Source organism: Roseibium sediminicola, from assembly GCF_023156505.1.
GTDB lineage: Bacteria > Pseudomonadota > Alphaproteobacteria > Rhizobiales > Stappiaceae > Roseibium > Roseibium sediminicola.
Genome location: NZ_JALNMJ010000023.1, coordinates 1 through 23,747, shown reverse-complemented (window position 1 = coordinate 23,747; position 23,747 = coordinate 1). Strand labels below are relative to the sequence as shown.

Genomic DNA, 23,747 nt, shown 5'->3' with positions numbered 1-23,747 from the left:
TAATCAGGCGGGCGCCAGTCCGCTGCGCGCCAGAACCTCACCGGCGAGGTAGAGCGAGCCGCAAATCAGAATCCGGGGCGCTTCGCCATCCCTTGCTGCACAGGCTGCCACATCTGCCAGTGCCGCGTCCAGCGTTTGAAACGGTGTTGCCTCGAGGCCCGCGCAGCTTGCCAGATCGGCAAGCTCTTCCGGTGTGCGCCCCGTCGTCGTCGACAGGATCGGCACGGTGCCGACATGGCGCACCAGACCGTCAAACGGCCGGAAGAAACCGACTGGATCCTTGGTGGTCAGCATGCCGGCGACAAGATAGAGCGGACGCGGCGCGCGCTCTTCCTGTTCGCCCATGAACTGGGCGATGGACAGGCCCGCACCAGGATTATGGCCGCCATCCAGCCATATCTCTGACCCTTCCGGACACATTTCGACAAGGTCGCCATGGGTGATCGGCTGCAGACGGCCGGGCCAATTGACCGATTTCAGGCCCTGGGTGATGACCGCCGCGTCCGGCAGCAGACCCGCGGCCTTGAGGGCGGCGATCGCAAGGCCGGCATTGGCGAACTGGTGACGCCCGCCCAGAACCGGCAGCGGCAGATCGATGAGTTCGTCCTCGTCCTGAAAGGCCATCCGGCCCTGGTCTGCCTGGGCGACAAAATCCTGACCGAAAACCTTCAAGGGCGCGCGATTGCGTGCCGCCTGGCGGGTGATCGTTTTCAGCGCGTCGTCTTCCTGGGCGGCGCAGATCACCGGCGCATCAGGTTTGATGATACCGGCCTTCTCAGCGGCAATCGCGGCGAGATCGTCGCCGAGGAATTTCTCATGATCCATGGAGACCGGCGTGATCACCGTTGCCAGCGGATGATCGATGACGTTGGTGGCGTCGAGACGTCCGCCAAGGCCGACTTCCAGCAGCAGAACATCCGCGGAATGTTCGGCAAACAGCAACAGGGCCGCGGCTGTGGTGATCTCGAAAAAGGTGATTTCCTCGCCGCCATTGGCCTCTTCGCAGCGGTGCAGCGCCTCATACAGGACCGGGTCGGAGACGAACCGGCCATCGCTGCCAAGACGGATACGCTCGTTGAACGAGACAAGATGCGGCGAGGTATAGACATGGCAACGCTTGCCGGACGCTTCCAGAATCGCGCGCATGGTCGCCGTCACCGAGCCCTTGCCATTGGTGCCGGCGATATGAATGACCGGCGGCAGGCGCCGTTCCGGATGACCGAGGGCTGCCAGCAGGCGGTGCATGCGGCCAAGGGAAAGATCGATTTCCTTCGGATGCAGGGCCAGCAGGCGGTCCAGAATTTTCGTGACTTGATCCAAGGCGCCCTCCGCAGGGTCCCTTTGTTCCGTTAAAGGCTCAATACGCCTTTACGGGATAGCCCACCCGGACACAAGCGGACGGGCTGGAAACGTCGTATCACGCCGAATTCGCGACGTATTTCGGGTGGCTGCCGGACCTAACTCGCCGGCCCCGCCTCTTTGTTGGCCGGGTCTTCGGCCTTTGCAGCCTGTTCGGCCGAAGCTTCCGGCGCCGGTTCCTTCGGGGCCTCGAGTTTCGGCAACTCGATTTCACGCTTCATCAGGATGCCGCAGATGCGCGCCAGGGTCTCGCGCATTTTCTGGCGCGGCACCACCATGTCGACCATGCCATGGTCAAGCAGGTATTCGGCGGTCTGGAAATCGTCGGGCAGCTTTTCACGCACGGTCTGTTCGATCACACGGCGGCCGGCAAAGCCGATCTGCGCGCCCGGCTCGGCAATATGGACGTCACCGAGCATGGCGTAGGACGCGGACACGCCGCCCGTGGTCGGGTTGGTCAGGACGACGACATAAGGCAGGCCGGCCTCGCGCAGCATCTGCACGCCCACGGTGGTGCGCGGCATCTGCATCAGCGAAAGTATGCCTTCCTGCATGCGGGCACCGCCGGATGCAGCGAACATGACAAACGGGGTCTTGTCCTGAACCGCCTTCAACATGCCGGCCAGGATGGCCTCACCGGCGGCCATGCCGAGCGAACCTGCAATGAAGTCGAAATTCTGGACGGCGGCGGTAAACGCCATGCCGTTGATCTGGCCCTGGGCGACCAGCACGGCTTCTTCTTCGCCGGAACGGGCGCGGGCTTCCTTCAGACGTTCGGAATAACGCTTGGAATCGCGGAACTTATGCGGGTCGGCGTGGACTTCGGGCGTCTTGACGTTGTCGTATTTGCCGCCATCGAACAGGGCTTCCAGGCGCTTGCGCGCCGGCATCCTCATGTGATGGCCGGAATTCGGGATCACCCAGAGATTGGCTTCCAGATCCCGGTGAAACACCATTTCGCCGGTTTCCGGGCATTTGATCCAGAGATTTTCCGGAACCTCACGCTTCTTCCAGAGATCGCGGATCTTGGGGCGTACGATAGAGTTGATCCAGTTCACGTCAGACGCGTCCCGTTTGTTCAAGAACACATGCAGTGTTCGGGTTGTTCATGGGCGGAGATATGGGGTCCGCCGGAATTCCTTCAATTCAGGCCGTGCGCGCGCGGGCGCAGCCGGACGCCAGATCGGCGACAACGTCGGTCACAGCCTGCACGGTCCTGTCGGTCGCCTTGCCGGCCTCGTCGAGGCTGTCGCGAATGGCGTTGACCAGAACCGAACCGACCACGACGCCATCGGCATCCTTGCCGATTTCCGCGGCCTGGTCGGCGGTCTTGACACCGAAGCCGACGGCCACCGGCAGGTCGGTATGCCCCTTGATCCGGTTGACCGCCGTGGTCACCCGGCCGGTATCGGCAATATTGGCACCGGTGATGCCCGTCACGGAGACGTAATAGACGAAACCGGACGTGTTGGCCAGAACGGCGGGCAGGCGCTTGTCGTCGGTGGTCGGGGTCGCCAGACGGATGAAATTGAGCCCGGCCTCGAGCGCCGGAATGCACAATTCGTCGTCGGCCTCGGCCGGAATGTCGACAATGATGAAGCCGTCGACACCGGCTTCCTTGGCGACCTGGACGAATTTTTTGGGGTCGCGGACATAGATCGGATTGTAATAGCCCATCAGGATGATCGGCGTGTCCTGATCCTGTTCGCGGAAATTGCGCACCATGTCCAGCGTCTTGTCCATGGTGTGACCACTGGCCAAAGCGCGCTGGTTGCCAAGCTGGATCGGTATGCCTTCCGCCATCGGGTCGGAGAAGGGCATGCCGAGCTCGATGACATCGGCGCCGGCGGCGGGCAGCGCGTTGAGGACGGCTTGCGAAGTCTGGAGATCCGGGTCGCCCGCGGTGATAAAGGTGACCAAGGCCGGCCGGCCGGCTTCCGCACAGGCTTTAAAACGGCGGTCGATACGCGTTTCCGTCATTCACAGCTACCCTTTTTCACGCCGACCGGAGGATCCGGGGCGTTTCCCGTGTCTGCGATGTACGAGGGCAGCGCGGGCCGTGTCAATCTATCTCGTGCAGTTTCGCCCGTCCGCGGCCGAATCCGGGCCCTGACGGTTACCTGCTCGGATAGTCGATCAGGCCGATCGCCCTGAGGGCGGAGTCGGCGCGGTAGATATGTTCGCTGCCCATGGATTTTAACCGGCCGATGCGCGCAACCGGTCCACCCGTGCCGCGAAGGACGGTAGCGAGGGGCGCTGCCGAGGGTGCGCTCAGTTGAAGTGCCTGCAAGGTGCTCATTTCAAAAACCAAAAAAAACGGGCCTCAGCCGCGTGGAATCATCACCGGCCGACATTTAGGTTTTTTTTGCAGTGCAGCAACCTGAGTCCGTGCAGACCAGATCCGCGTTTTTCGCATGGCTGCTGTGTGAGATACGCAACGTCAGGCACTAGAAAAATGCACTCTGTGCGCTTAAGTTCAAAGACAGTTCCAAGCCAGCAAAACAATAAGGAGCTATAATTGGCCCATTCCCTGTTCGAGCCTGCCCCTGAACCCTTGAGCGAAAAACTGTGGCGCCGCATGAAGGATCTGAGCCGGTCGGCCGTCGCCTTGCCGGCGCATTCTTCTGTGGCACAGACCGATCCGGCGCTGCTTTCCCAGGCGGATCAACTGGATGCCCGTGGCCGCCAGCAGCTTCTGGAAGCCGTGCTGACCACGAAGCCGATCAAAAAATAAGGCTGCGCGGCGAAGCCGTGCAGCCAAACTTTCCGTATCACTGACTGGCCTGCGCGAGACAGGCGCCGAGCGCGATCAGCGCTTGCGGTAATGCTTCCGGAAAGCGTGATCGGTGATTTCCGTGCGCTCCAGGCCAAGGTCGGCCAGCTGGGCAGCATTCAAGTGGTTCAGGCGCGCGATTTCGCCGGCGACCCGGCGGGTCGCGCGAAAGTCGCGGACAAATCCGGTCAACAGATCGAAGGCCATTTTCTTTTTCCTTTGGAGCGGACCGGCGCGGGGAGCCGGTCATCGATGTCTACGCGGCTCCATTTAGCTATTTTCGCCCGTTTCACAATGCATGATTTTGCATTGCAGCAATACTGGACTCGCGGGGCTGGTTAACCGGGGGGATTTGTCTTCCACGACTTTCCGTCGTCGTCCCGGACGACTGAAAGGAGATCCGGACCGGGGAGCCTCAATGCCACGAAAGGTCCATGTTCTTCTCGTCCAAACGCAGCGGCTCCCCGGTCCCGGCTCGCGCTGCGCTTGGCCGGGATGACGAAAGAGAGGGAAACACATAAAACAAAAAAGCCGCACGCTTTTCAGCGCACGGCCTTCAAAAACGCGACAGGTACGATCCTTACAGATCAAACCCGAGCATCTGACCAACGGCGAAGACGTCCTTGTCTCCGCGGCCGCACAGGTTCATGACGATGATCTGGTCCTTGTCCATCTGCGGCGCCAGCTTGACCACATGCGCCAGAGCATGGGACGGCTCGAGCGCCGGGATGATGCCTTCGACACGGGTCAGCATCTGGAAGGCGTCCAGGGCTTCATTGTCCATGATCGGCACATAATCGACACGGCCGATTTCCTTCAGCCAGGAATGTTCCGGACCGATGCCCGGGTAATCGAGGCCTGCGGAAATCGAATGACCTTCGAGGATCTGGCCGTCATCGTCCTGCAGCAGATAGGTACGGTTGCCGTGGAGAACGCCCGGCTTGCCGGCCGTCAGCGACGCGCAATGCTCGTCGCCATCCAGGCCGTGGCCGCCGGCCTCGACGCCGTAGATCTTGACGTCCTTGTCGTCCAGGAACGGGTGGAACAGGCCGATGGCGTTGGAGCCGCCGCCGACGGCAGCCACCAGCGCGTCCGGCAGGCGGCCTTCGGCCTCCATCATCTGCTCGCGCAATTCCTTGCCGATCACAGACTGGAAATCACGCACCATTTCCGGATAGGGATGCGGACCGGCCGCGGTGCCGATCAGGTAATAGGTGTCCTCGACATTGGTGACCCAGTCGCGCAGCGCCTCGTTCATAGCGTCCTTCAGCGTACCGGCGCCGGCGGTGACCGGGACGATCTCGGCGCCAAGCAGCTTCATGCGGAAGACGTTCGGCTTCTGCCGTTCCACGTCGGTCTTGCCCATATAGACGACGCAGGGCAGGCCGAAGCGGGCGCAGACGGTGGCGGTTGCCACACCGTGCTGGCCGGCGCCGGTCTCGGCAATGATCCGGGTCTTGCCCATGCGCTTGGCGAGAAGGATCTGGCCGAGGCAGTTGTTGATCTTGTGGGAGCCGGTGTGGTTGAGCTCGTCACGCTTGAAATAGATCTTGGCGCCGCCGAGTTCATTGGTCAGGCGCTCGGCGAAATAAAGTGGCGAAGGACGGCCGGTATAGTGCTTGTTCAGCGTCTCGATCTCGGCGTGGAAGGCCGGATCGTTCTTGGCGTCCTTGTAATGCTGCTCCAGGTCGAGGATCAGCGGCATCAGGGTCTCGGCCACGTAGCGGCCGCCGAAAATGCCGAAATGCCCGCGATCGTCCGGACCGGTCCGGATGCTGTTGGCCATGTCGTTCACGCGAAAACTCCTTGAAAACCGGCTTCTCAGCCGGGAACCTTGACGCCTTTGGCCGCAGCCAGAAAAGCGCGAATGAGATCACTGTCCTTGACGCCCTTTTCCCGTTCGACACCGGACGAGACATCCACCGCCGTCACGCCGCTGACCCTGATGGCCTCGGCGACATTCTCGGGATCCAGCCCCCCGGAAAGCATGAAGGGCTTCTTCAGGTCAAGATCTTTCAGGATCGTCCAGTCATAGGAAACGCCGTTGCCGCCAGGCAGCTCCGAGCCTTTCGGAGGCTTGGCGTCGAACAGCAGCCAGTCAGCTACAATAGCGTAGTATTGCGCGGCTTCCAGATCCGCCTTCTCGGAAATCGACATGGCCTTCATGACCTTGGTGCCGTGCATCACCTTGGCCGCCGCCAGGGATTCCGGGGCTTCTTCCCCATGAAACTGGATGATGTCCGGGTTCACCAGTTCCTTGATCCGCGACAGGCCGTCGAGATCCATATTGACGGTCACCGCCACGATGTCCGCCTTGCCGCGGGCCATGTCGGCCAGCTTGCAGGCTTGGCTCAAGGTGACATGACGCGGGCTCTTCGGAAAGAACATCAGCCCGACCATATCCGCCCCGGCGTCCAGCGCGGCCGCCATGGTGTCCTCGGTCGAAAGACCACAGATTTTGACTTTGATATCCGACATGGTTCCGAGGTATCGCCGGTGGCGCGGGGTTTGTCAAAAGGGGAATGCGGAAAAGCGGCTCCGCTCTTTGAGTTGACGCACTTTTTCTCCATCGTCATCCCGGCCAAGCGCAGCGCGAGCCGGGATCGGAGAGGCACAGGCCTTTCTCGGAAAATCACGGTACGCTCTCGGCTCCCCGGTCCCGGATCTCCGCTTTGCTGCGTCCGGGATGACGATGGAGAGGTTTTGGGGCTGGTGAGCTGTCACCGATTGAGAAGAAGAAACAAATCCTGCCAGTCCGGGTTCAACGTCTCGATCAGGTCAAACTTCCATTGCCTTCGCCAACGTTTGATCTGTTTCTCGCGCATGATTGCGGGCACGAGTTCATCATAGATTTCATACCAAACGAGAGTTTTGGTTCCATATCGGTTCGAGAACCCTTCGATCAGGCCTTCCCGATGCTCGTAAACCCTTCTGGACAGATCCGTCGTGACACCCGTGTAGAGCGTTTCATAAGGGCGTGACGCCAGGATGTAGACCCAGGCGGTCAGCTGCTCTTCTCCCTAAATCACAAAACTCTCGGGCTCCCCGGTCCCGGCTCGCGCTGCGCTTGGCCGAGAAGACGATGGAGAGGTATTACACTTATCCTATCCGTCGTCATCCCGGACGACCAACGGGAGATCCGGGACCGGGGAGCCCAGATCGTTGCCGTTTTTGCCTTCCCAGAAATGCATTTCTTCCCCACCCTCACGTCACATTAAACGCCGCGATCGCCGCCATGTTGACGATGTCCGAGTCCTTGGCGCCGAGGGGCACGATCTGGATCGGCTTGTCGAAACCGACCAGGAGCGGGCCGATGACGGTGGCGCCGCCGAGTTCCTGCAGCATCTTGGTGGAGATGGAGGCGGAGTGGAACGCCGGCATGACCAGAACGTTGGCCGGGCCAGACAGGCGGCAGAACGGATAGGAGCCCATGCGGTCCATGTTGAGCGCCACATCGGCGGCCATTTCGCCGTCATATTCGAAATCGACCCGGCGCCGGTCCAGGATCTTCACTGCCTCGATGACCTTTTCCGAGCGCTCGCCCTTCGGGTGGCCGAACGTGGAATAAGCGAGCATGGCCACGCGCGGCTCGTAGCCGAGCTTGCGGGCGACATGGGCCGCCTCTTCGGCGATATCCGCCAGCTCTTCCGAAGTCGGCATGTCGATCACGGCCGTGTCGGCGATGAGGACGGTGCGGCCACGGGCCAGCGCCAGCGACACGCCGATCACCCGGTGGCCGGGCTTCGGGTCGATGGTGGCCTTGACCGTATCGAGCGCCACGGAATAGTTCCGGGTGACGCCGGTGACCATGGCGTCGGCATCGCCGCGGGCGACCATGATCGCACCCCAGTAGTTGCGGTCATTGTTGACCATGCGCTGACAGTCGCGCAGCAGATAGCCCCGGCGCTGCATACGGCCGTAGAGATATTGCGCATAATCGCTGTTGCGGTCGGAGAGGCGCGCGTTCTGGATCGAAAGCCCCGCCTTGCCGAGATCGATACCCGCCTGTTCGGCCATTTGCCGGATCTCGTCCTCGCGGCCAATCAGAATCGCCTCGCCTAGCCCCTGGGACACGAAACTTGCGGCGGCGCGGATCACAGGCTCTTCTTCGCCCTCGGCAAAAACCACGCGCTTGGGCTGCTGGCGCACCTTGGAGAAAATCCGCTGCAGCGTGCCGGCCACCGGATCGCGGCGGGCCGACAGCTGGTGCTTGTAGGCTTCCATGTCGACGATCGGCCGGCGGGCAACGCCGGAATCCATCGCCGCCTGGGCAACCGCCGGGGGGATGGCAGAAATCAGGCGGGGATCGAAGGGCACGGGAATGATGTATTCCGGGCCGAATTTCGGACGGTTGCCCCGGTAGGCCGCCGCGACCTCGTCCGGCACTTCCTCACGGGCGAGTTCGGCCAGCGCATGGGCACAGGCCACCTTCATGTCGTCATTGATGGTGGTCGCCTGAACATCGAGCGCGCCGCGGAAGATATAGGGAAAGCCGAGCACGTTGTTGACCTGGTTCGGATAGTCCGACCGGCCGGTGGCGACGATGGCGTCGTCGCGCACAGCATGGGCCTCTTCCGGCGTGATTTCCGGATCCGGATTGGCCATGGCGAAGATGATCGGGTTCGGCGCCATGACCTTCAGCATGTCCGCCGTCAGCGCTCCCTTGACCGAGACGCCGAAAAAGACATCGGCGCCTTTCAGCGCGTCATAAAGCGAACGGGCCTTTGTCTCGATGGCATGGGCGGATTTCCACTGGTTCATGCCCTCCGCGCGGCCCTTGTAGATCACGCCCTTGGTGTCGCAGAGCGTCACGTTCTCATGGGGGATGCCCATCGCCTTGACCAGTTCGATACAGGCAATGCCGGCGGCGCCCGCACCGTTACAGACCACCTTGGTGTCCTTCATCTCGCGCCCGGTCATATGCAGCGCATTGATCAGGCCGGCGGCGGCGATGATCGCGGTGCCGTGCTGGTCGTCGTGAAAAACCGGGATGTCCATCAGTTCGCGCAGGCGCTGCTCGATGATGAAACAGTCCGGCGCCTTGATGTCTTCCAGATTGATACCGCCGAAGGACGGCCCGAGATAGCGCACGGAATTGATGAATTCCTCGACCTCCTGGGTGTCGACTTCCAGGTCGATGCTATCGACATCCGCAAAACGCTTGAAGAGAACCGACTTGCCCTCCATCACCGGTTTGGAGGCAAGGGCGCCGAGATTGCCGAGACCCAGGATTGCGGAGCCGTTGGAAATCACGGCGACCATGTTGCCCTTGGTGGTGTAGTCATAGGCACGGCTGGGATCTTCCGCGATCGCCAGCACCGGCACGGCGACGCCCGGCGAATAGGCCAGCGACAGGTCCCGCTGGGTGGCCATCGGCTTGGTCGGCGCGATTTCCAGCTTGCCGGGCCGGCCCTCCTGGTGAAACTGCAGGGCTTCCTGATCGGTGAAGCTGATTTGGGACTTGGCGGATTTATCGGAGGGCATGACGCGGACGTTTCCTTTTGGTCGCTCTCTTGACGGGCGGGAGCCAAACCTTATCCCCTGCAAAATGAAGCCTCAAGCCAAGATGGCTTACCCCCTTGGTGGAATGGCGCGCCCAGTTTGCTAGTACTCTCCTATGAGTGGACAGAGCGCACAATCACTGGCCCCGGCGGATGCCAAAGTCACGCCGATGATGGCCCAGTTCCTGGAGATCAAGGCCGCCAATCCGGACAGTCTGCTGTTTTACCGGATGGGCGATTTCTACGAATTGTTTTTCGAGGACGCTGAAATCGCCTCCGCGGCGCTCGGCATCACGCTGACAAAGCGCGGCAAACATCAGGGTGAAGACATCCCGATGTGCGGCGTTCCGGTCCATGCCGCCGACGATTATCTGCAGAAGCTGATCGCCAAGGGTCACCGGGTTTCCGTTTGCGAACAGACCGAGGACCCGGCGGAAGCCAAGAAGCGCGGTTCCAAATCTGTCGTTCGCCGCGAGGTGATCCGTCTGGTGACGCCCGGCACGCTCACCGAAGAACGGCTTCTGGACGCCTCGTCGTACAACTACCTGATGGCGCTGACCCGGCTGAAAGGCGGCTCGCTGCAGGGCGACGCGGTCTATGGCCTTGCCTGGATCGATATGTCGACCGGCACGTTTCAGGTCTCTGAAACCGATCACCAGCGCCTTGCCGCGGATCTGGCCCAGGTCAGCCCACGCGAGTTGATCCTCGCGGACAATTTGCTGCAGGAAAGCGAACTGCGGCTTCTGGCGGAACAGTCCGGCAGTGCGCTTTCGCCGGTGCCCCGGGCTTTTTTCGACAGTTCCACAGCCACTGACCGGCTGGCGCATTATTTCGGCGTGAAGACCCTGGACGGGTTCGGCACCTTCAGCCGGGCGGAACTTTCGGCCGCCGCCGGCATCCTGTCCTATATCGAAAAGACCCAGCTCGGCGAACGTCCGCCGCTCGATCCGCCGGTCCGCGAGGCCGGTACCGGGCGCATGCTGATCGATCCGGCCACCCGCGCCAATCTTGAACTCTCTAGAACGCTTTCAGGCGAAAAGCAGGGTTCGCTGCTCGCCACCATCGACCGCACGGTCACCGGCGGTGGCTCCCGGCTTCTGGCGAGCCGTTTGGCCGGTCCACTCATCCATGTCGAGGCCATCCAGCATCGGCACGATTCCGTCGGCTTTTTCCTCGACAATGAAATCATGCGCGAAGGCCTGCGCCAGACGCTGAAAGGCGCTCCGGACATGGCCCGCGCCCTGTCGCGGATCGCGCTCAACCGGGGCGGCCCGCGCGACATTCTCGCCATAGCGCAGGGGTTGGAGGCGGCCCGGGCCGTGCTGGACCAGACCGGATCGAGCCCGGCCGAGATCCCGGCGGAAATTGCTGCGGCGAGGGCCAGTCTTGAGCAGGCGCCGCATGAGCTTGGCGCCGAACTGGTGGCGGCCATCAAGAAAGAGCCCCCGCTTCTGAAGCGCGACGGCGGTTTCATTTCCTCCGACTTCAACGCCGATCTCGACGAGCTCCGCGCGCTCCGGGACGAGAGCCGCAAGGTGATTGCCAAGCTCCAGGCCGACTATTCGGAAGAGCTGGGTCTCAGGTCTCTCAAGATCAAGCATAACAACGTGCTCGGCTGGTTCATCGAGGCTCCGTCCGCACAGACCGAAAAGCTGACCGCCGATCCCGGCCGGTTCATCCACCGGCAGACCATGGCCGGCGCGATGCGTTTCACCACCACCGAGCTGGCCGATCTGGAGTCCAAGATCGCCAGCGCCGGCGAGCGTTCGCTGGCCATCGAGCTGGAAATCTTCGACCGGCTGGCCCAGGCGATCATCGATGCGGGCGACGCCATCAAAGCGGCTGCCCAGGGCCTGAGCATTCTCGATGTCTCGGCGGCCTTGGCAAAACTCGCCCAGGAAGAGAACCATGTCCGGCCGACCGTCGACGACAGCCGCGCCTTCGACATCAAGGGCGGCCGCCACCCGGTGGTGGAACGGGCGCTGAAAAAGTCCGGCGGCGAGAGCTTCGTCGCCAATGATGCCGATCTCGGGCCGCAATCGGGCGAGGATATCGGTCATATCTGGCTGATCACCGGTCCGAACATGGCCGGTAAGTCAACCTTCCTACGCCAGAACGCGCTGATCGCAGTGCTTGCCCAGATGGGTGCCTTCGTTCCGGCTGCAGAAGCCCATATCGGCGTGGTCGACCGGTTGTTTTCCCGTGTCGGGGCGGCCGACGATCTTGCCCGAGGCCGCTCCACCTTCATGGTGGAAATGGTCGAGACGGCGGCGATCCTCAATCAGGCCGGCGACCGCTCGCTGGTGATCCTCGATGAAATCGGCCGCGGCACGGCGACCTTCGACGGGCTGTCCATTGCCTGGGCGACCATCGAGCACCTGCACGAGGTCAACCGCTCCCGCGCTCTGTTCGCCACCCACTATCACGAACTGACAGCGCTTTCGGCCAAGCTCGGGCGCCTGTCCAACGCGACCGTGTCGGTGAAGGAATGGAACGGCGAGGTGATCTTCCTGCACGAGATCGTGCCGGGCGCCGCCGACCGCTCCTACGGCATCCAGGTGGCCAAGCTTGCCGGTCTGCCGGCAACCGTGGTGGCCCGCTCGCAACAGGTGCTCAGTCAACTGGAGGAGCAGGACCGCCGCTCTCCGGCTGAAAACCTGATCGATGAGCTGCCACTCTTCGCCAGCATCGCCCCGCCGCCGCCCAGCGCGGCGCCTGCCGCCGGGCCGGATCCAGTCACCGAAGCGCTCGGCGAGATCGATCCGGACGACATGACGCCCAGAGAAGCTCTGGAAGCCTTGTACCAATTGAAGTCGTTGACCGTCCGCTAGAGCCTTTCCCGGTTCTACGCGTTCAGGATTTTTTTCCTGCGGCAGAGGTCTCTTGCTCGATGTTTTTTGACTCCTCAAACACCAGCATGAACGCCTTGGCGAGCTCATCCGTGCGATCGGCGCTTGTTTGCGGCTCGGGTTTTGCCTGACTGCCCTTTTCCTCGACGAGTTCCGGATTCTTGCCGGAAAACGCCCGCAATGCGCTGACCAGCCCGGAGAGGTTGTTGAACACCCGATACCAGAAGGGTCCTCCAAGAGAGATCAGAAACCCGGCAACAAGCGTGAACACAAACCATCTGACAGGCTGCAGAGCCGCTGCCCAAGTTTCCGGATTCTCGATTTTTCCATTATCGCCAAAGGGGTAGTAGTCCCAGCCGATCGGCAGCCCAGCCCCGGAAAGAGCATCGATTGATATTTTGGTTTGCTTCAGTTGCTCCGTCAGGTCCGGAATCAGTTTTTTGGCATCATCATTGCCAAAATTGGGATCAGACAGTTTCTCGATTTCGTCCGACAGCCTCTTTTCAAGATTTTCGAGATCCTTGTAGAGGTTCTCATTCCCCTCAATACTGGCGATGATTTCCTGCCTGACGTCCGGGCTGTTCAGCAGTTTTGTGAATATCGTTTCGACGTTGATATTGAACAAGAATGCAAAAACAATTGCTGCTCCGAACGTCAAAACATAGGCGTTCTTGCGAAGTGTCTCGCTGGAAGCTGCGGCATATCTGTCGTAGGTGTTTTCAAGATATTCTATCCGTTTTTTCAAATATTCCTGATATAATTCACTACCCTTTTCTCCCGCCTTTTTCTCTAATTCATCAATAATTTTTTCCCCGACCTCGGTTTTTGCCAGTCTTTGAAAAAAAGCCTTGGTCGAAAGCCAGTCAATGCGCGAGGAATTGGAGAAAAACGACAGCTTCGATCCGACAACCGGGTTTTTCACCAGAGCTTCAACGATCTTGTCCGGATTTGCTGCCTTGAGCTCCTCCTTCACAAATGATCGCAACATGAGTTCCAGGTTGGAAGATCTGAGACGAAAGAATCCGATTAAGGATTCAACGATGCCGGATACCAGTGTCGAAAACACAATCATCAGGCCAGCGAACGCGAGAATACTTGAGAGAATATCCATTTTCGATCTCCAACAACCGGAGCGGCGTTGAAACCAGAAATATAAGTATGCCCCACTCCAACCGGAGGTAATCTTAGGAGCTGTTTCACAAAACGTAAAGTTGCTTGCCTGAACAGAACGTATCTAAAAGTGCAAGTACCGTCGGCAACCCGGTCACGCAGTCGATCCAAGGACCCGATGACTCGCTTCGACCGATAACCGTGACGATCAGTCCGGAGTGCCAAGAAAAGCCGTGACGACAGGAAGTTGCAGGTCTAGGTTGGCGGCCTTGCCTGTCCAAGATCCAATCGGCGCTTTTCATGAATTTCGTTCCGCAGCTCCCCCGTCAGGTGGCGCTGATCCTGTTGCTTCAGTTCACCAACAGCCTTGGCGTATCGGCGCTTGTGCCGATGATGAGTTTTTTCATCGTCGAAGGCCTGAAGGCCGAACCCTGGCAGATCGGACTCTATTCCGGTCTGGTCATGCCGCTGACCCTTGCGGTCAATCGCTGGGCGGGCGAACGGCTGGACAACCACTTCCCGGTCAAACGGCTGCTGATCGTCTCCGTCCTGGCCTATATCACCCTGTCCGCCCTGCTGACCCAGGTCACCAGCCTCTTGATACTGCTGGTGCTGATCGCTCCCCTGATGAGCCTCTCCAACATGGGGGCCGGGGTCGTCTTCACATTCGGCCGTCTTTATGCCGAGCAGCAGGGTATGGATGTCGCCCGGGTGAATTCCTGGCTGCGCATGATGGTTTCGCTCGCCTGGATGATCGGTCCGGCGGTTTCGTTTTCCGTTGTTGCCCGTTTCGGCTTCGTATCCGCGTTCCTGTCCGCCTTCGGCATCGGGATCGTCTATCTGACCCTCTGGTACATCGTCATACCTTCGGGGTTCCGGTCGACACGGGAGCGCAGGAAAACAACGGGCCGGGAGCCGATCAACTGGGGCCTGCAGATCGCCGGCCTGACCTGCCTCGGTTTCGTGATCACCAATTCCCTGTTCGTTTCGGCGATGCCCCTGTTCTTTGTCCACGAGACCGGGTTGCCCGGAGCAACCCCCGGCCTGTCGCTGTCCGTGAAATGTCTGCTGGAAGTGTTCGTGATCTTCGGTTCCGTCCGCCTCGCGGAGCGGATCGGCACACGGCAGGTGCTGATGCTGGCCGCGTGTCTCGCCGCGATCAGCATGGTGCTCTTCGCCCAGGTCACCGCCCTGTGGCAGGCCCTTGCGATCTCCGTCCTGGAAGGCGTGTATTACGGCCTCTTTGCCGGTGTGGCGATCTCGTTCGTGCAGAGCTATGCGCCGGATCGCCCGGGCCGGGCGACGGCCGTCTACATGAACAGCCTGTTCCTGGGCGGAATGATCGGAAGTGTCTCGATGGGTTTCATCGCCAGCGCGACAAGCTTCCAGACCGTGCTCTACACGGCAGCCTTTTCCGCGGTCACGGCGCTGTTTGTGCTCATTGCAACGTTGAAGGTGCAGCCGAAGGCCGTTGACGGCAGCGTCTAAATGCCGCCTGCCTTGGCCACGGCCAGCGCATTGGCGATCGCGCCGGCGAAGCTGGTGCGGTCGTCCGGATTGAGGAAATTGCCGAGATCCACGGTCTCGCCGCGGCTGGTCAGGGCGATCTTGACGACACCCTCATCGTCCAGCCGATACACCTTCAGCCGGACCCAGACCGGATTGAACCGGTATTCCTGGAAGCGCCGGCCCGGCCCGACCTTTCGGATGGCAATCTCGCTGCGGGAGACCGCGACTTCCTCGAACGTTCGCGCCGAGCGGTAGTTCATGTGGAAGGCAAACCAGAAGATCGCGATGTCCAGGCCAAAAAAACCGAATACCGGCCAGGCGCCAATGCGCCAGAACAGGATCCCCGAAACAAAACAGACCAGTCCGAAAAATCCCATCAGGATCAGAAAGCCTTTGGGACCAAGCGAGCGGTAAGGCGTCAGCACGGCCGTGAAGAACGGCTGGTCCCGCCCGTCAAAATCTTCCTTCCGCTCGGGTTTCGGATTGTTCTCGCTCATACGGAGTGATTATAGAGAGAACATGACGCAAGCAAAGAGCCCCGCCGCCAAGGCAACCAAACGCCCTGCCGCCAAGGCAAAACCGAAACGCAAGGCCCCGTCCGTCGACAATCCCGGCAAGGTCCTGAAACGGTCGCGTTATTCCAAGGCCGAGACCTACGCCATATTCCAGCGCTTTCATGCCGATAATCCGGAGCCGGAAGGCGAACTGGACTACGTTAATGCCTACACGCTTCTGGTCGCGGTCGTCCTGTCGGCGCAGGCAACCGATGTCGGCGTCAACCGGGCGACGAAACACCTTTTCCAGATTGCGGATACGCCGGAAAAGATGCTGGCGCTCGGCGAGGACAGGGTGCGCGAGGAAATCCGCACGATCGGGCTCTACAAGACCAAGGCCAAAAACGTCATCCTCCTGTCCGAACAGCTGGTGCGCGATCATGGCGGCGAAGTTCCGGAAGACCGCGAAGCGCTGGAAAAGCTGCCCGGCGTCGGCCGCAAGACGGCCAATGTGGTGCTGAACATCTATTTCGGCCATCCGACCATCGCGGTCGATACCCACCTGTTCCGGCTCGGAAACCGCATCGGCATCGCGCCCGGCAAGACCCCGCTCGACGTGGAAAAGGCGATGGAGAAGGCGGTGCCGGCGGAATATTCCCTGCATGCCCATCACTGGCTGATCCTGCATGGGCGCTATATCTGCAAGGCGCGCAAGCCCGAGTGCCGGCGCTGTGTCATCTACGATCTGTGCCGGAGCCCCGAGAAGGAACCGTTTGATTCCCTTCCGGAAATCGCGGTGCGCACCAAGGCCCTGGTCGACAGGGAGGCCGCGTCGTGACCTTTCCGCTCGGTCCCTTTCCCGCCAGCGAACGGCTTCGCTTTCGGCTGCCGTCGCTGAATGACGCCGCTTTTTATCAAAAGCTGATGTCGGAACCGGACTACAAGCGCTTCATCCATGACTACGGCATCGAAAGCCCGGAAGACGCGGCCAGCTTTATCAAGTCCAAATCCCTGGCCCGCTTTGCCGCCCAGGGGGTCGGACTGTGGCTGGTGGAATTGAAGGAGACGGGCGAACCGGTCGGTATATGCGGCCTGGTCGTGCGCAAGGAACTCAAATATCCGGATCTCGGCTTCGCATTTCATTCCGACTATCGCGGCAAGGGCTATGGCCGGGAAGCGGGCCAGGCTGTCCTGGACTTTTGCACCAAGGAACTCAATCTGCGGACTCTTTGCGCCATCACCCATCCGGACAATGATCGGTCCGCCAACCTTCTGACAAAACTTGGCTTTGAAGCGAGCGGCCAACGCCACCTCGCTGAAATCGACTCCACCGCCAATTATTATGTCTGGAAGCTTCGCTATGTCGAAGCGGGATTGGGTTGATCAGCGCTTTTCGCGCACCCGCACGACCACATCCACCCGCACGACTTCCATGCCTTCCGGCACCTGCGGCAGCCGGCCGATGCCAACGCCCTCACCCGGAATGTCGATCACCCGGTTTTCGCCTTCGATGAAGAAGTGGTGATGATCGGAGGTGTTGGTGTCGAAATAGGTCTTGTTGCCGTCAATCGCGACTTCCCGCAGGAGGCCAACCTCGGTGAACTGATGCAGCGTATTGTAGACGGTGGCCAGCGACACAGGCACATCGGCGGCAACGGCTTCCTCATGCAGAAGCTCCGCGGAAATGTGGCGGTCGCCCTTGGAATAAAGAAGTTCGGCGAGAGAAACACGTTGGCGCGTCGGCCGCAGACCTGCCGTCCGCAGCATGTCGGTCACATCCTTGCCGGCGGTTTCGGTTGCCATATGTGTCGTCATTCCGATCCGATCCAAGTCTTCAATCGCGGCTGCGGAGCCCCGTTTCAACGCGCTTTTTGAGCGCAAACAGGGCTATATTTCCGCTGTCTTTCGCCTATATCTGCCATTTCTTGCACCCAAGATGCAAGTTTTAAACGACTGTGGTTACCTGCCAATTGAGGCGGACGAATGCCGGTTTGGGTGTATTTCCGGGCAAAAGACCTGAAAAAACCCAGCAACTTCGCGCAAGTGACATCTTTCAGTCATGGTTCCCCTGTGTTACGAAGGCGCCTCAAACGAACCGAAAACAAACCAATCCTGCCCGTCCAGACAATGCGCAGGACGCAAAAAACGGATCCTGAATGACCGAGCGCCGCTCCAGCTACGATTATGAAGACCTTCTCGCCTGCGGCCGCGGCGAGCTGTTTGGCCAGGGCAATGCCCAATTGCCGCTTCCTCCGATGCTGATGTTCGACCGGATCACGGATATTTCGGAGACCGGCGGCGAGTTCGACAAGGGATATGCCCGCGCCGAATTCGACATCAAACCGGATCTTTGGTTCTTCCCGTGCCACTTCCAGGGCAACCCGATCATGCCTGGCTGTCTCGGTCTAGACGCTCTTTGGCAGCTGACCGGCTTTCACCTTGGCTGGCAGGGCCTTGAAGGCAAGGGCATGGCGCTGTCGACCGGCGAAATCAAGTTCAAGGGCATGGTTACCCCGGACGTGAAGCTGGTTGAATACGGCATCGACTTCAAACGTGTCATGAAAGGCCGCCTGGTGCTCGGCATTGCCGACGGCTGGCTGAAGGCTGACGGCGAGCAGATCTACAAGGCCACCGACCTGCGCGTGGGCCTGTCGAAGGCCTGATGCCCTTTTGCACGATCGACTGTTTGGCCGGCGCTTCTTTCTGACTGGAAGCGCCGGTTTGCTTATTATCCTCATGCTGGCGGGCCGAACACCCCTCATTGCCGCGCCGCGCAGAAATAGACATAGGAGACCGCAATGAGACGCGTTGTCGTCACCGGTTTGGGAATCGTATCTTCCATCGGATCAAACGCACAAGAAGTGCTCGCCAGCCTGCGCGAAGGCAAATCCGGCATCAGCTTTGCGCCGGATTACGCCGAACACGGCTTCCGCAGCCAAGTGCACGGCATGCCGAATATCGACATTCCCTCGCTGATCGACAAGCGCCAGCTGCGTTTCATGGGCGACGGCGCCGCCTATAACTACATCTCCATGCAGCAGGCGATCGCCGACAGCGGCCTGGAAGAGAGCGATGTCTCCAATACCCGCACCGGCCTGATCATGGGCTCGGGCGGTCCGTCCACCAAGAACCTGTTCCAGGCGCACCAGATCGTCCTGGAAAAGGGTTCGCCCAAGCGCATGGGCCCGTTCATGGTGACCCGCGGCATGAGCTCGACCAATTCGGCCTGCCTCGCGACCCCATTCAAGATCAAGGGCATCAACTATTCGATCACCTCGGCCTGCTCGACCTCCGCGCATTGCATTGGCGCGGCGACCGAACAGATCCAGTTCGGCAAGCAGGACGTGATGTTCGCCGGCGGCGGCGAGGAACTCGACTGGACCCTGTCCTGCCTGTTCGACGCCATGGGCGCCATGTCCTCCAAATACAACGACACGCCGCAAACCGCGGCCCGCGCCTATGACGCCACCCGCGACGGCTTTGTCATTGCCGGCGGTGGCGGTGTCGTGGTTCTGGAAGAGCTGGAACATGCCAAGGCTCGTGGCGCCAAGATCTACGCCGAAGTCACTGGCTATGCCGCCAATTCCGACGGCTACGACATGGTGGCGCCTTCCGGCGAAGGCGGAGAGCGCTGCATGCGTCTGGCCATCGAGACCCTCGGCGACCGCAAGGTCGACTATATCAACACGCACGGCACCTCGACCCCGGTCGGCGATGTCGGCGAGATCGAGGCGATCCGCCGGGTGTTCGGCGAAAACCAGCCGCCTGCCTCGTCCACCAAGTCGCTCACCGGCCACAGCCTCGGCGCGACCGGCGTGCAGGAGGCCATCTACTGCCTGCTCATGCTGCAGAACGATTTCATCACGGCGTCGGCCAATATCACCGAACTCGATCCGGCGATCAAACCGGGCGAGATTGTCACCGAACGGGTCGACAATGCCGGTCTCGATACCGTGCTTTCCAACAGCTTCGGCTTCGGTGGCACCAACGCCTCCCTGGCGCTGTCGCGTTATCACGGTTGAGGAGTTTTGAATGTCTGACCTGATGAAGGGCAAACGCGGGCTGATCATGGGCGTTGCCAACGACCATTCGATCGCCTGGGGCATTGCCAAGACCCTTGCCGACCATGGCGCCGAACTCGCTTTCACCTATCAGGGCGAAGCTTTCGGCCGCCGCACCAAGCCGCTGGCGGATTCCGTCGGCTCCAAGATCCTGGTGCCGTGCGACGTCGAGGATATTTCCTCGGTGGATTCGGTGTTTGACACCCTGAAGGAAGAGTGGGGCAGCATCGACTTCCTGGTGCATGCCATCGCCTTTTCCGACAAGTCGGAGCTCCGCGGCAAATATGCCGATACCACGCGGGAGAACTTCACCCGCACCATGATGATTTCCTGCTTCTCCTTCACCGAGATTGCCAAGCGCGCCGCGGCCATCATGCCGAATGGCGGTTCGCTGGTCACGCTGACCTATGGCGGCTCGACCAAGGTGATGCCGAACTACAATGTCATGGGCGTTGCCAAGGCCGCTCTGGAATCCTCCGTGCGCTACCTGGCGGTCGATTACGGCGAGCAGAATATCCGGGTAAACGCGATCTCCGCCGGCCCGGTGCGCACTCTGGCCGGCTCCGGCGTCTCCGACGCGCGGCTGATGTTCAACTTCCAGAAGCGCAACTCGCCGCTTTGCCGGACCGTCTCGCTCGACGAAATCGGCGGCACCGGCCTCTACCTGTTGTCGGATCTTTCCGGTGGCGTGACCGGCGAAGTGCATTTCGTCGACAGCGGCTACAACATCATGTCGATGCCGCGTCTGAACGAATTGAAGGTTCAGGAAGAGGTCAAGGCGGACTGACGCCGACAATCAACGGACAAACGAACAAGGCGGCCTCTGGCCGCCTTTTTTGTTTCCGTTACCTCTCGATCGTCGTCCCGGCCAAGCGAAGCGCGAGCCGGGACCGGGGAGGCAATTGAACTGGCGTCTTCAAACAGACAGTCCCCGGCTTTCCGATCCCGGATCTTCGCTACACTTCGTCCGGGATGACGTTGGAGAGGTACCTGTCAGAAAACCGCCGCTTCCAGAATCAGTCCTCGATCAGCTCGTCCGGATAGACACCAAAGAGCCGCGTCTGGTCGAGCCAACCGTCATAATTCTCGCCATTGACCCGGCACCAGCCGCCCGCGCATTGATCGACGGAAGTCAGCACGAAGGGTTCCAGCTCGGCCACGATGTCGGCGTCGGAGCGCGACCGGGCTCTGAGCGGCGTGCGGTCCGACTTTTCCCAGGGTGTGACCAGGGCAGTGCGACGGCCGGAGAGGAGCGAATGGAACACCCAGCCCGTCTTGCCTTCCCAGTCGCGGATCTGGCGCCAGTTCTCGAATTCCTGGATGATTTCGACGGGCAGGCCGGACTGAACGAAGGTCCAGGCGATCTTGTGTTCGCGGGACGGGCCGATCCGCACGTTGACCCGGTCTGATTTCAGGCTGACAAAGCGCGGCAACGGCAGGTCGGTCGGCCGGGTGGCGCTGCCCTGCGCCCAGGCGGAGACGGCTCCACCACTCAGCCCGAGAACAAGTGCCATCGCACACAGAATGAGCCGGGGCGCTGAGTACGTAAAAGCCATTATGTCCGGTAGTCCAATTGTTATTGATCGCTGTTCTGAGGCAAAGCTGTACCGAATAAATCGCACGAAAACCAGCGTTCCGAATTTGGCCGCCCGGTAATCCGCAGCGATTGAAACCGATCCCTTGTTTCTGCCGAACCATCTGGTAAGGAAAGGGGATGGTCTCTTCCGCCCGCGTTACGCGCGGCGTCAAGGTGGTCCCGTTGAGGTTAACAAGTCCTTAACGAAGCGCGAAAGGCAGTTGGGTATGGTGAAAAAGAAGCCTGTCGTTGTTGTCACCCGGAAGCTTCCGGACGTGGTCGAGACGCGGATGCGCGAGCTTTTCGAAACACGGCTCAATGAACATGACAGGCCCTTCAGCCAGGCCGAACTGGTCGAGGCCGTGCGCAGCGCCGATGTGCTGGTGCCGACGGTGACCGACCGGATCGATTCCTCGGTTCTGTCCCAGGCCGGCGAAAACCTCAAGCTGATCGCCAATTTCGGCAATGGCGTCGACAATATCGACGTGGTCAGCGCCAACAATCGCGGCATCAACGTCACCAACACGCCGGGCGTCTTGACCGAAGACACCGCCGACATGACCATGGCCCTCATGCTGGCCGTGCCGCGGCGTCTTGCCACGGGCATCAAGGCGCTCGAAAGCGGCGACTGGGCCGGCTGGTCGCCGACCTGGATGCTCGGCCACCGGATCTGGGGCAAGCGGCTCGGCATTATCGGCATGGGCCGGATCGGCCAGGCCGTTGCCCGCCGCGCCAAGGCCTTCGGCATGTCGATCCATTATCACAACCGCCGCAGACTGCCGGAAAGCGTCGAGGACGAGCTCGAGGCGACCTATTGGGACAGCCTCGACCAGATGCTGGCTCGCATGGATGTGGTTTCGGTCCACTGCCCGCACACGCCGGGCACATTCCATCTTCTGTCCGCCCGCCGTCTGAAGCTGCTGAAGGAAGACGCCTACGTGGTCAACACGGCGCGCGGTGAGGTGATCGACGAAAACGCCCTCATCCGGATGCTGGAAGCCGGTGAACTGGCGGGCGCCGGCCTTGACGTGTTCGAACACGAACCGGCGGTCAACCCGAAGCTGGTCAAGCTTGAGAATGTTGTCCTGCTGCCGCATATGGGCTCGGCGACCATCGAAGGCCGTATCGAGATGGGCGAGAAGGTGATCATCAACATCAAGACCTTCATGGACGGCCACCGCCCACCGGACCGTGTCCTGCCGTCGATGCTTTGAGCTTTCGGTCGGATCGTGGCCGAACCTTAAACCGAAGTTGTTCCGAACGGTCTTTCGAGACGGTACGGTGGCTTCTGGACTGACGAAAGTCCAAACCTCAAGCCGTCATCCTGAGGAAGCGCGACCGCACTGTCTCGAAGGATGGGCCGCTTGCTTTTGAACAAGTTGCCGATCCTTCGAGACGGACCTGTCGGTCCTCCTCAGGATGACGCCGTTTTGCAGAAAAGCTCGGAAGACGGCCTATGACACAGCTGTTTTAACCGCCGAATTTTCCCCAGAGCGCATTCTCACCCATGCCAGCGATAAACGCCTTGTGGGCTTCCAGTTCGCTCTCGAGCAGGGGCCGTTTCAACGGCGCCGGACGACGGCGGGCGTTGAAGGTGCCGAGTTCGCCAGGTTCGCTTGAAGCGTTGTCCGACGAGCTGCTGTCTTCCTCCGGCATCAGGCCAAGGCCCCGTTGCCGGCCGCCGATCAGCTCCAGATAGACTTCCGCCAGAATTTCCGCATCGAGCAGAGCGCCGTGTTTGACGCGCTTGGAATTGTCGATGCCATAACGCGAACACAAAGCATCGAGGGAATTCGGCCCGGAAGGCCGTTTGCGGCGGGCCATTTCCAGGGTGTCGAGGACCTGATCGTTGGAAATGGTCCGCCGGCCCGCGCGCTCAAGCTCCATGTTGATGAAGCCCATGTCGAAGGCGGCGTTGTGAATCACCAGCGTCGCATCGCCGACAAATTCCAGGAATTCATCGGCGACGTGCTCGAACAAGGGTTTGTCCGACAGAAACTCCGCAGACAGGCCATGCACCCTGAAGGCTTCTTCGGGCATGTCGCGCTGCGGGTTGAGATAGACATGATAGACGTTGCCGGTCGGGATGTGGTTGATCAGCTCCACCCCGCCGATTTCCACCAGCCGGTCGCCACCGCGCGGATTCAGACCCGTCGTTTCCGTATCGAAGGAGATTTCACGCATTTTGCCCGCCTTTGCCTCGTTCAGTCACTGTGCAGGTTGGTGGGTAGGAGGCAAGGGCGTCGACCCGATTTCCACGGTGTTCCGGGGATAATAGCTGGCAACAGAGCATCTACATTCTTCGGCGTCATCCTGAGGAGGACCGCAAGGTCCGTCTCGAAGGATCCGCGGCAAGCACCCAACAAGTGGCCCGTCCTTCGAGACGCCGCTAACCCGCATTTCTCACAGTGTTGTCGCTTGATGGGTTTCCGTCGGGCAGTTTTCTGATTGTGTCGGGTTACCGGTTTCAGGCCGAGCGGTGCCGCCGCCGCGTTTTGCGGCGGTCGGTTTGTCA

Annotated in this window: 23 protein-coding genes; 9 read left to right on the top strand and 14 right to left on the bottom strand. The window is 60.7% G+C overall.

Going from position 1 to position 23,747, the window contains the following annotated elements:
- Nucleotides 1–3: 3 nt before the first annotated feature.
- From M0H32_RS24050 to M0H32_RS24035, 4 genes are all read right to left on the bottom strand, one after another.
- Complete coding sequence (locus M0H32_RS24050) at nt 4–1,320, bottom strand: bifunctional folylpolyglutamate synthase/dihydrofolate synthase (RefSeq protein WP_248158369.1); 1,317 nt, start codon at nt 1,318–1,320, stop codon at nt 4–6.
- A gap of 137 nt (nt 1,321–1,457) precedes the next feature.
- Nucleotides 1,458–2,417, bottom strand: coding sequence for an acetyl-CoA carboxylase, carboxyltransferase subunit beta (accD, locus tag M0H32_RS24045; RefSeq protein ID WP_248158368.1), 960 nt, complete (start codon nt 2,415–2,417; stop codon nt 1,458–1,460).
- An 88-nt stretch (nt 2,418–2,505) separates the two neighbouring features.
- Nucleotides 2,506–3,339: a tryptophan synthase subunit alpha gene (trpA, locus tag M0H32_RS24040; protein WP_248158366.1), complete on the bottom strand. Its 834-nt coding sequence runs from the start codon at nt 3,337–3,339 to the stop codon at nt 2,506–2,508.
- A gap of 136 nt (nt 3,340–3,475) precedes the next feature.
- Entirely contained in the window at nt 3,476–3,658 is a 183-nt protein-coding gene (locus M0H32_RS24035) for a hypothetical protein (RefSeq protein WP_248158359.1), read from the bottom strand.
- 219 nt (nt 3,659–3,877) lie between these two features.
- Here M0H32_RS24035 and M0H32_RS24030 point away from each other — a divergent pair, with 219 nt between their 5' ends.
- Nucleotides 3,878–4,093, top strand: coding sequence for a hypothetical protein (locus tag M0H32_RS24030; RefSeq protein WP_248158357.1), 216 nt, complete (start codon nt 3,878–3,880; stop codon nt 4,091–4,093).
- 75 nt (nt 4,094–4,168) lie between these two features.
- On the opposite strand, the gene M0H32_RS24025 is transcribed toward M0H32_RS24030, so the two are convergent.
- The 5 genes from M0H32_RS24025 to M0H32_RS24005 all read right to left on the bottom strand — a co-directional run bounded on the left by M0H32_RS24025 (nt 4,169) and on the right by M0H32_RS24005 (nt 9,616).
- Nucleotides 4,169–4,339, bottom strand: coding sequence for a DUF1127 domain-containing protein (locus M0H32_RS24025; protein WP_248158355.1), 171 nt, complete (start codon nt 4,337–4,339; stop codon nt 4,169–4,171).
- A 373-nt stretch (nt 4,340–4,712) separates the two neighbouring features.
- Entirely contained in the window at nt 4,713–5,918 is a 1,206-nt protein-coding gene (gene trpB, locus M0H32_RS24020) for a tryptophan synthase subunit beta (protein WP_248158582.1), read from the bottom strand.
- A 35-nt stretch (nt 5,919–5,953) separates the two neighbouring features.
- Nucleotides 5,954–6,610 (bottom strand): phosphoribosylanthranilate isomerase, encoded by a 657-nt coding sequence (locus tag M0H32_RS24015; protein WP_248158354.1) that lies wholly within the window; start codon nt 6,608–6,610, stop codon nt 5,954–5,956.
- A gap of 242 nt (nt 6,611–6,852) precedes the next feature.
- A complete protein-coding gene (locus M0H32_RS24010; RefSeq protein WP_248158580.1) occupies nt 6,853–7,140 on the bottom strand; it encodes a GIY-YIG nuclease family protein in 288 nt (95 codons plus the stop codon).
- 196 nt (nt 7,141–7,336) lie between these two features.
- Nucleotides 7,337–9,616 carry an NADP-dependent malic enzyme gene (locus M0H32_RS24005; RefSeq protein WP_248158352.1) on the bottom strand — a complete coding sequence of 760 codons (2,280 nt, stop codon included), beginning with the start codon at nt 9,614–9,616 and terminating at the stop codon, nt 7,337–7,339.
- Between the two features lie 133 nt (nt 9,617–9,749).
- On the opposite strand from M0H32_RS24005, the gene mutS reads away from it, so the two are divergent.
- Nucleotides 9,750–12,464, top strand: coding sequence for a DNA mismatch repair protein MutS (mutS, locus tag M0H32_RS24000; protein ID WP_248158350.1), 2,715 nt, complete (start codon nt 9,750–9,752; stop codon nt 12,462–12,464).
- 22 nt (nt 12,465–12,486) lie between these two features.
- Here mutS and M0H32_RS23995 read toward each other — a convergent pair whose 3' ends face one another.
- Nucleotides 12,487–13,593 (bottom strand): hypothetical protein, encoded by a 1,107-nt coding sequence (locus M0H32_RS23995; RefSeq protein ID WP_248158348.1) that lies wholly within the window; start codon nt 13,591–13,593, stop codon nt 12,487–12,489.
- Nucleotides 13,594–13,892: 299 nt separating this feature from the next.
- Between M0H32_RS23995 and M0H32_RS23990 the strand changes: the two genes are divergently transcribed.
- Entirely contained in the window at nt 13,893–15,080 is a 1,188-nt protein-coding gene (locus tag M0H32_RS23990) for an MFS transporter (protein WP_248158346.1), read from the top strand.
- Here the strand turns inward: M0H32_RS23990 and M0H32_RS23985 are convergent.
- Nucleotides 15,077–15,598 carry a DUF2244 domain-containing protein gene (locus tag M0H32_RS23985; RefSeq protein WP_248158344.1) on the bottom strand — a complete coding sequence of 174 codons (522 nt, stop codon included), beginning with the start codon at nt 15,596–15,598 and terminating at the stop codon, nt 15,077–15,079. The two genes, M0H32_RS23990 and M0H32_RS23985, sit on opposite strands and share 4 nt — an antisense overlap.
- Before the next feature lie 22 nt (nt 15,599–15,620).
- Between M0H32_RS23985 and nth the strand changes: the two genes are divergently transcribed.
- Together nth and M0H32_RS23975 are read left to right on the top strand one after the other, a co-directional pair.
- On the top strand, nt 15,621–16,433 hold the full coding sequence (nth, locus tag M0H32_RS23980) for an endonuclease III (RefSeq protein WP_248158342.1): 813 nt from the start codon (nt 15,621–15,623) through the stop codon (nt 16,431–16,433).
- A complete protein-coding gene (locus tag M0H32_RS23975) occupies nt 16,430–16,978 on the top strand; it encodes a GNAT family N-acetyltransferase (protein ID WP_248158340.1) in 549 nt (182 codons plus the stop codon). Before nth ends, M0H32_RS23975 begins: the two co-directional genes overlap by 4 nt.
- On the opposite strand, the gene irrA is transcribed toward M0H32_RS23975, so the two are convergent.
- Entirely contained in the window at nt 16,979–17,410 is a 432-nt protein-coding gene (irrA, locus tag M0H32_RS23970) for an iron response transcriptional regulator IrrA (protein ID WP_248158338.1), read from the bottom strand.
- A gap of 341 nt (nt 17,411–17,751) precedes the next feature.
- On the opposite strand from irrA, the gene fabA reads away from it, so the two are divergent.
- From fabA to fabI, 3 genes are all read left to right on the top strand, one after another.
- On the top strand, nt 17,752–18,258 hold the full coding sequence (fabA, locus tag M0H32_RS23965) for a 3-hydroxyacyl-[acyl-carrier-protein] dehydratase FabA (RefSeq protein WP_248158335.1): 507 nt from the start codon (nt 17,752–17,754) through the stop codon (nt 18,256–18,258).
- 135 nt (nt 18,259–18,393) lie between these two features.
- Entirely contained in the window at nt 18,394–19,617 is a 1,224-nt protein-coding gene (fabB, locus tag M0H32_RS23960) for a beta-ketoacyl-ACP synthase I (RefSeq protein WP_248158333.1), read from the top strand.
- A gap of 10 nt (nt 19,618–19,627) precedes the next feature.
- A complete protein-coding gene (gene fabI, locus M0H32_RS23955) occupies nt 19,628–20,443 on the top strand; it encodes an enoyl-ACP reductase FabI (RefSeq protein WP_248158331.1) in 816 nt (271 codons plus the stop codon).
- Nucleotides 20,444–20,672: 229 nt separating this feature from the next.
- Here fabI and M0H32_RS23950 read toward each other — a convergent pair whose 3' ends face one another.
- Complete coding sequence (locus M0H32_RS23950; protein WP_425607361.1) at nt 20,673–21,170, bottom strand: SH3 domain-containing protein; 498 nt, start codon at nt 21,168–21,170, stop codon at nt 20,673–20,675.
- A gap of 289 nt (nt 21,171–21,459) precedes the next feature.
- Between M0H32_RS23950 and M0H32_RS23945 the strand changes: the two genes are divergently transcribed.
- Entirely contained in the window at nt 21,460–22,446 is a 987-nt protein-coding gene (locus tag M0H32_RS23945; protein WP_248158325.1) for a 2-hydroxyacid dehydrogenase, read from the top strand.
- A 256-nt stretch (nt 22,447–22,702) separates the two neighbouring features.
- Here the strand turns inward: M0H32_RS23945 and dnaQ are convergent, their stop codons facing one another.
- Nucleotides 22,703–23,416, bottom strand: coding sequence for a DNA polymerase III subunit epsilon (gene dnaQ / locus M0H32_RS23940; RefSeq protein ID WP_248158324.1), 714 nt, complete (start codon nt 23,414–23,416; stop codon nt 22,703–22,705).
- Nucleotides 23,417–23,747: the final 331 nt, after the last annotated feature.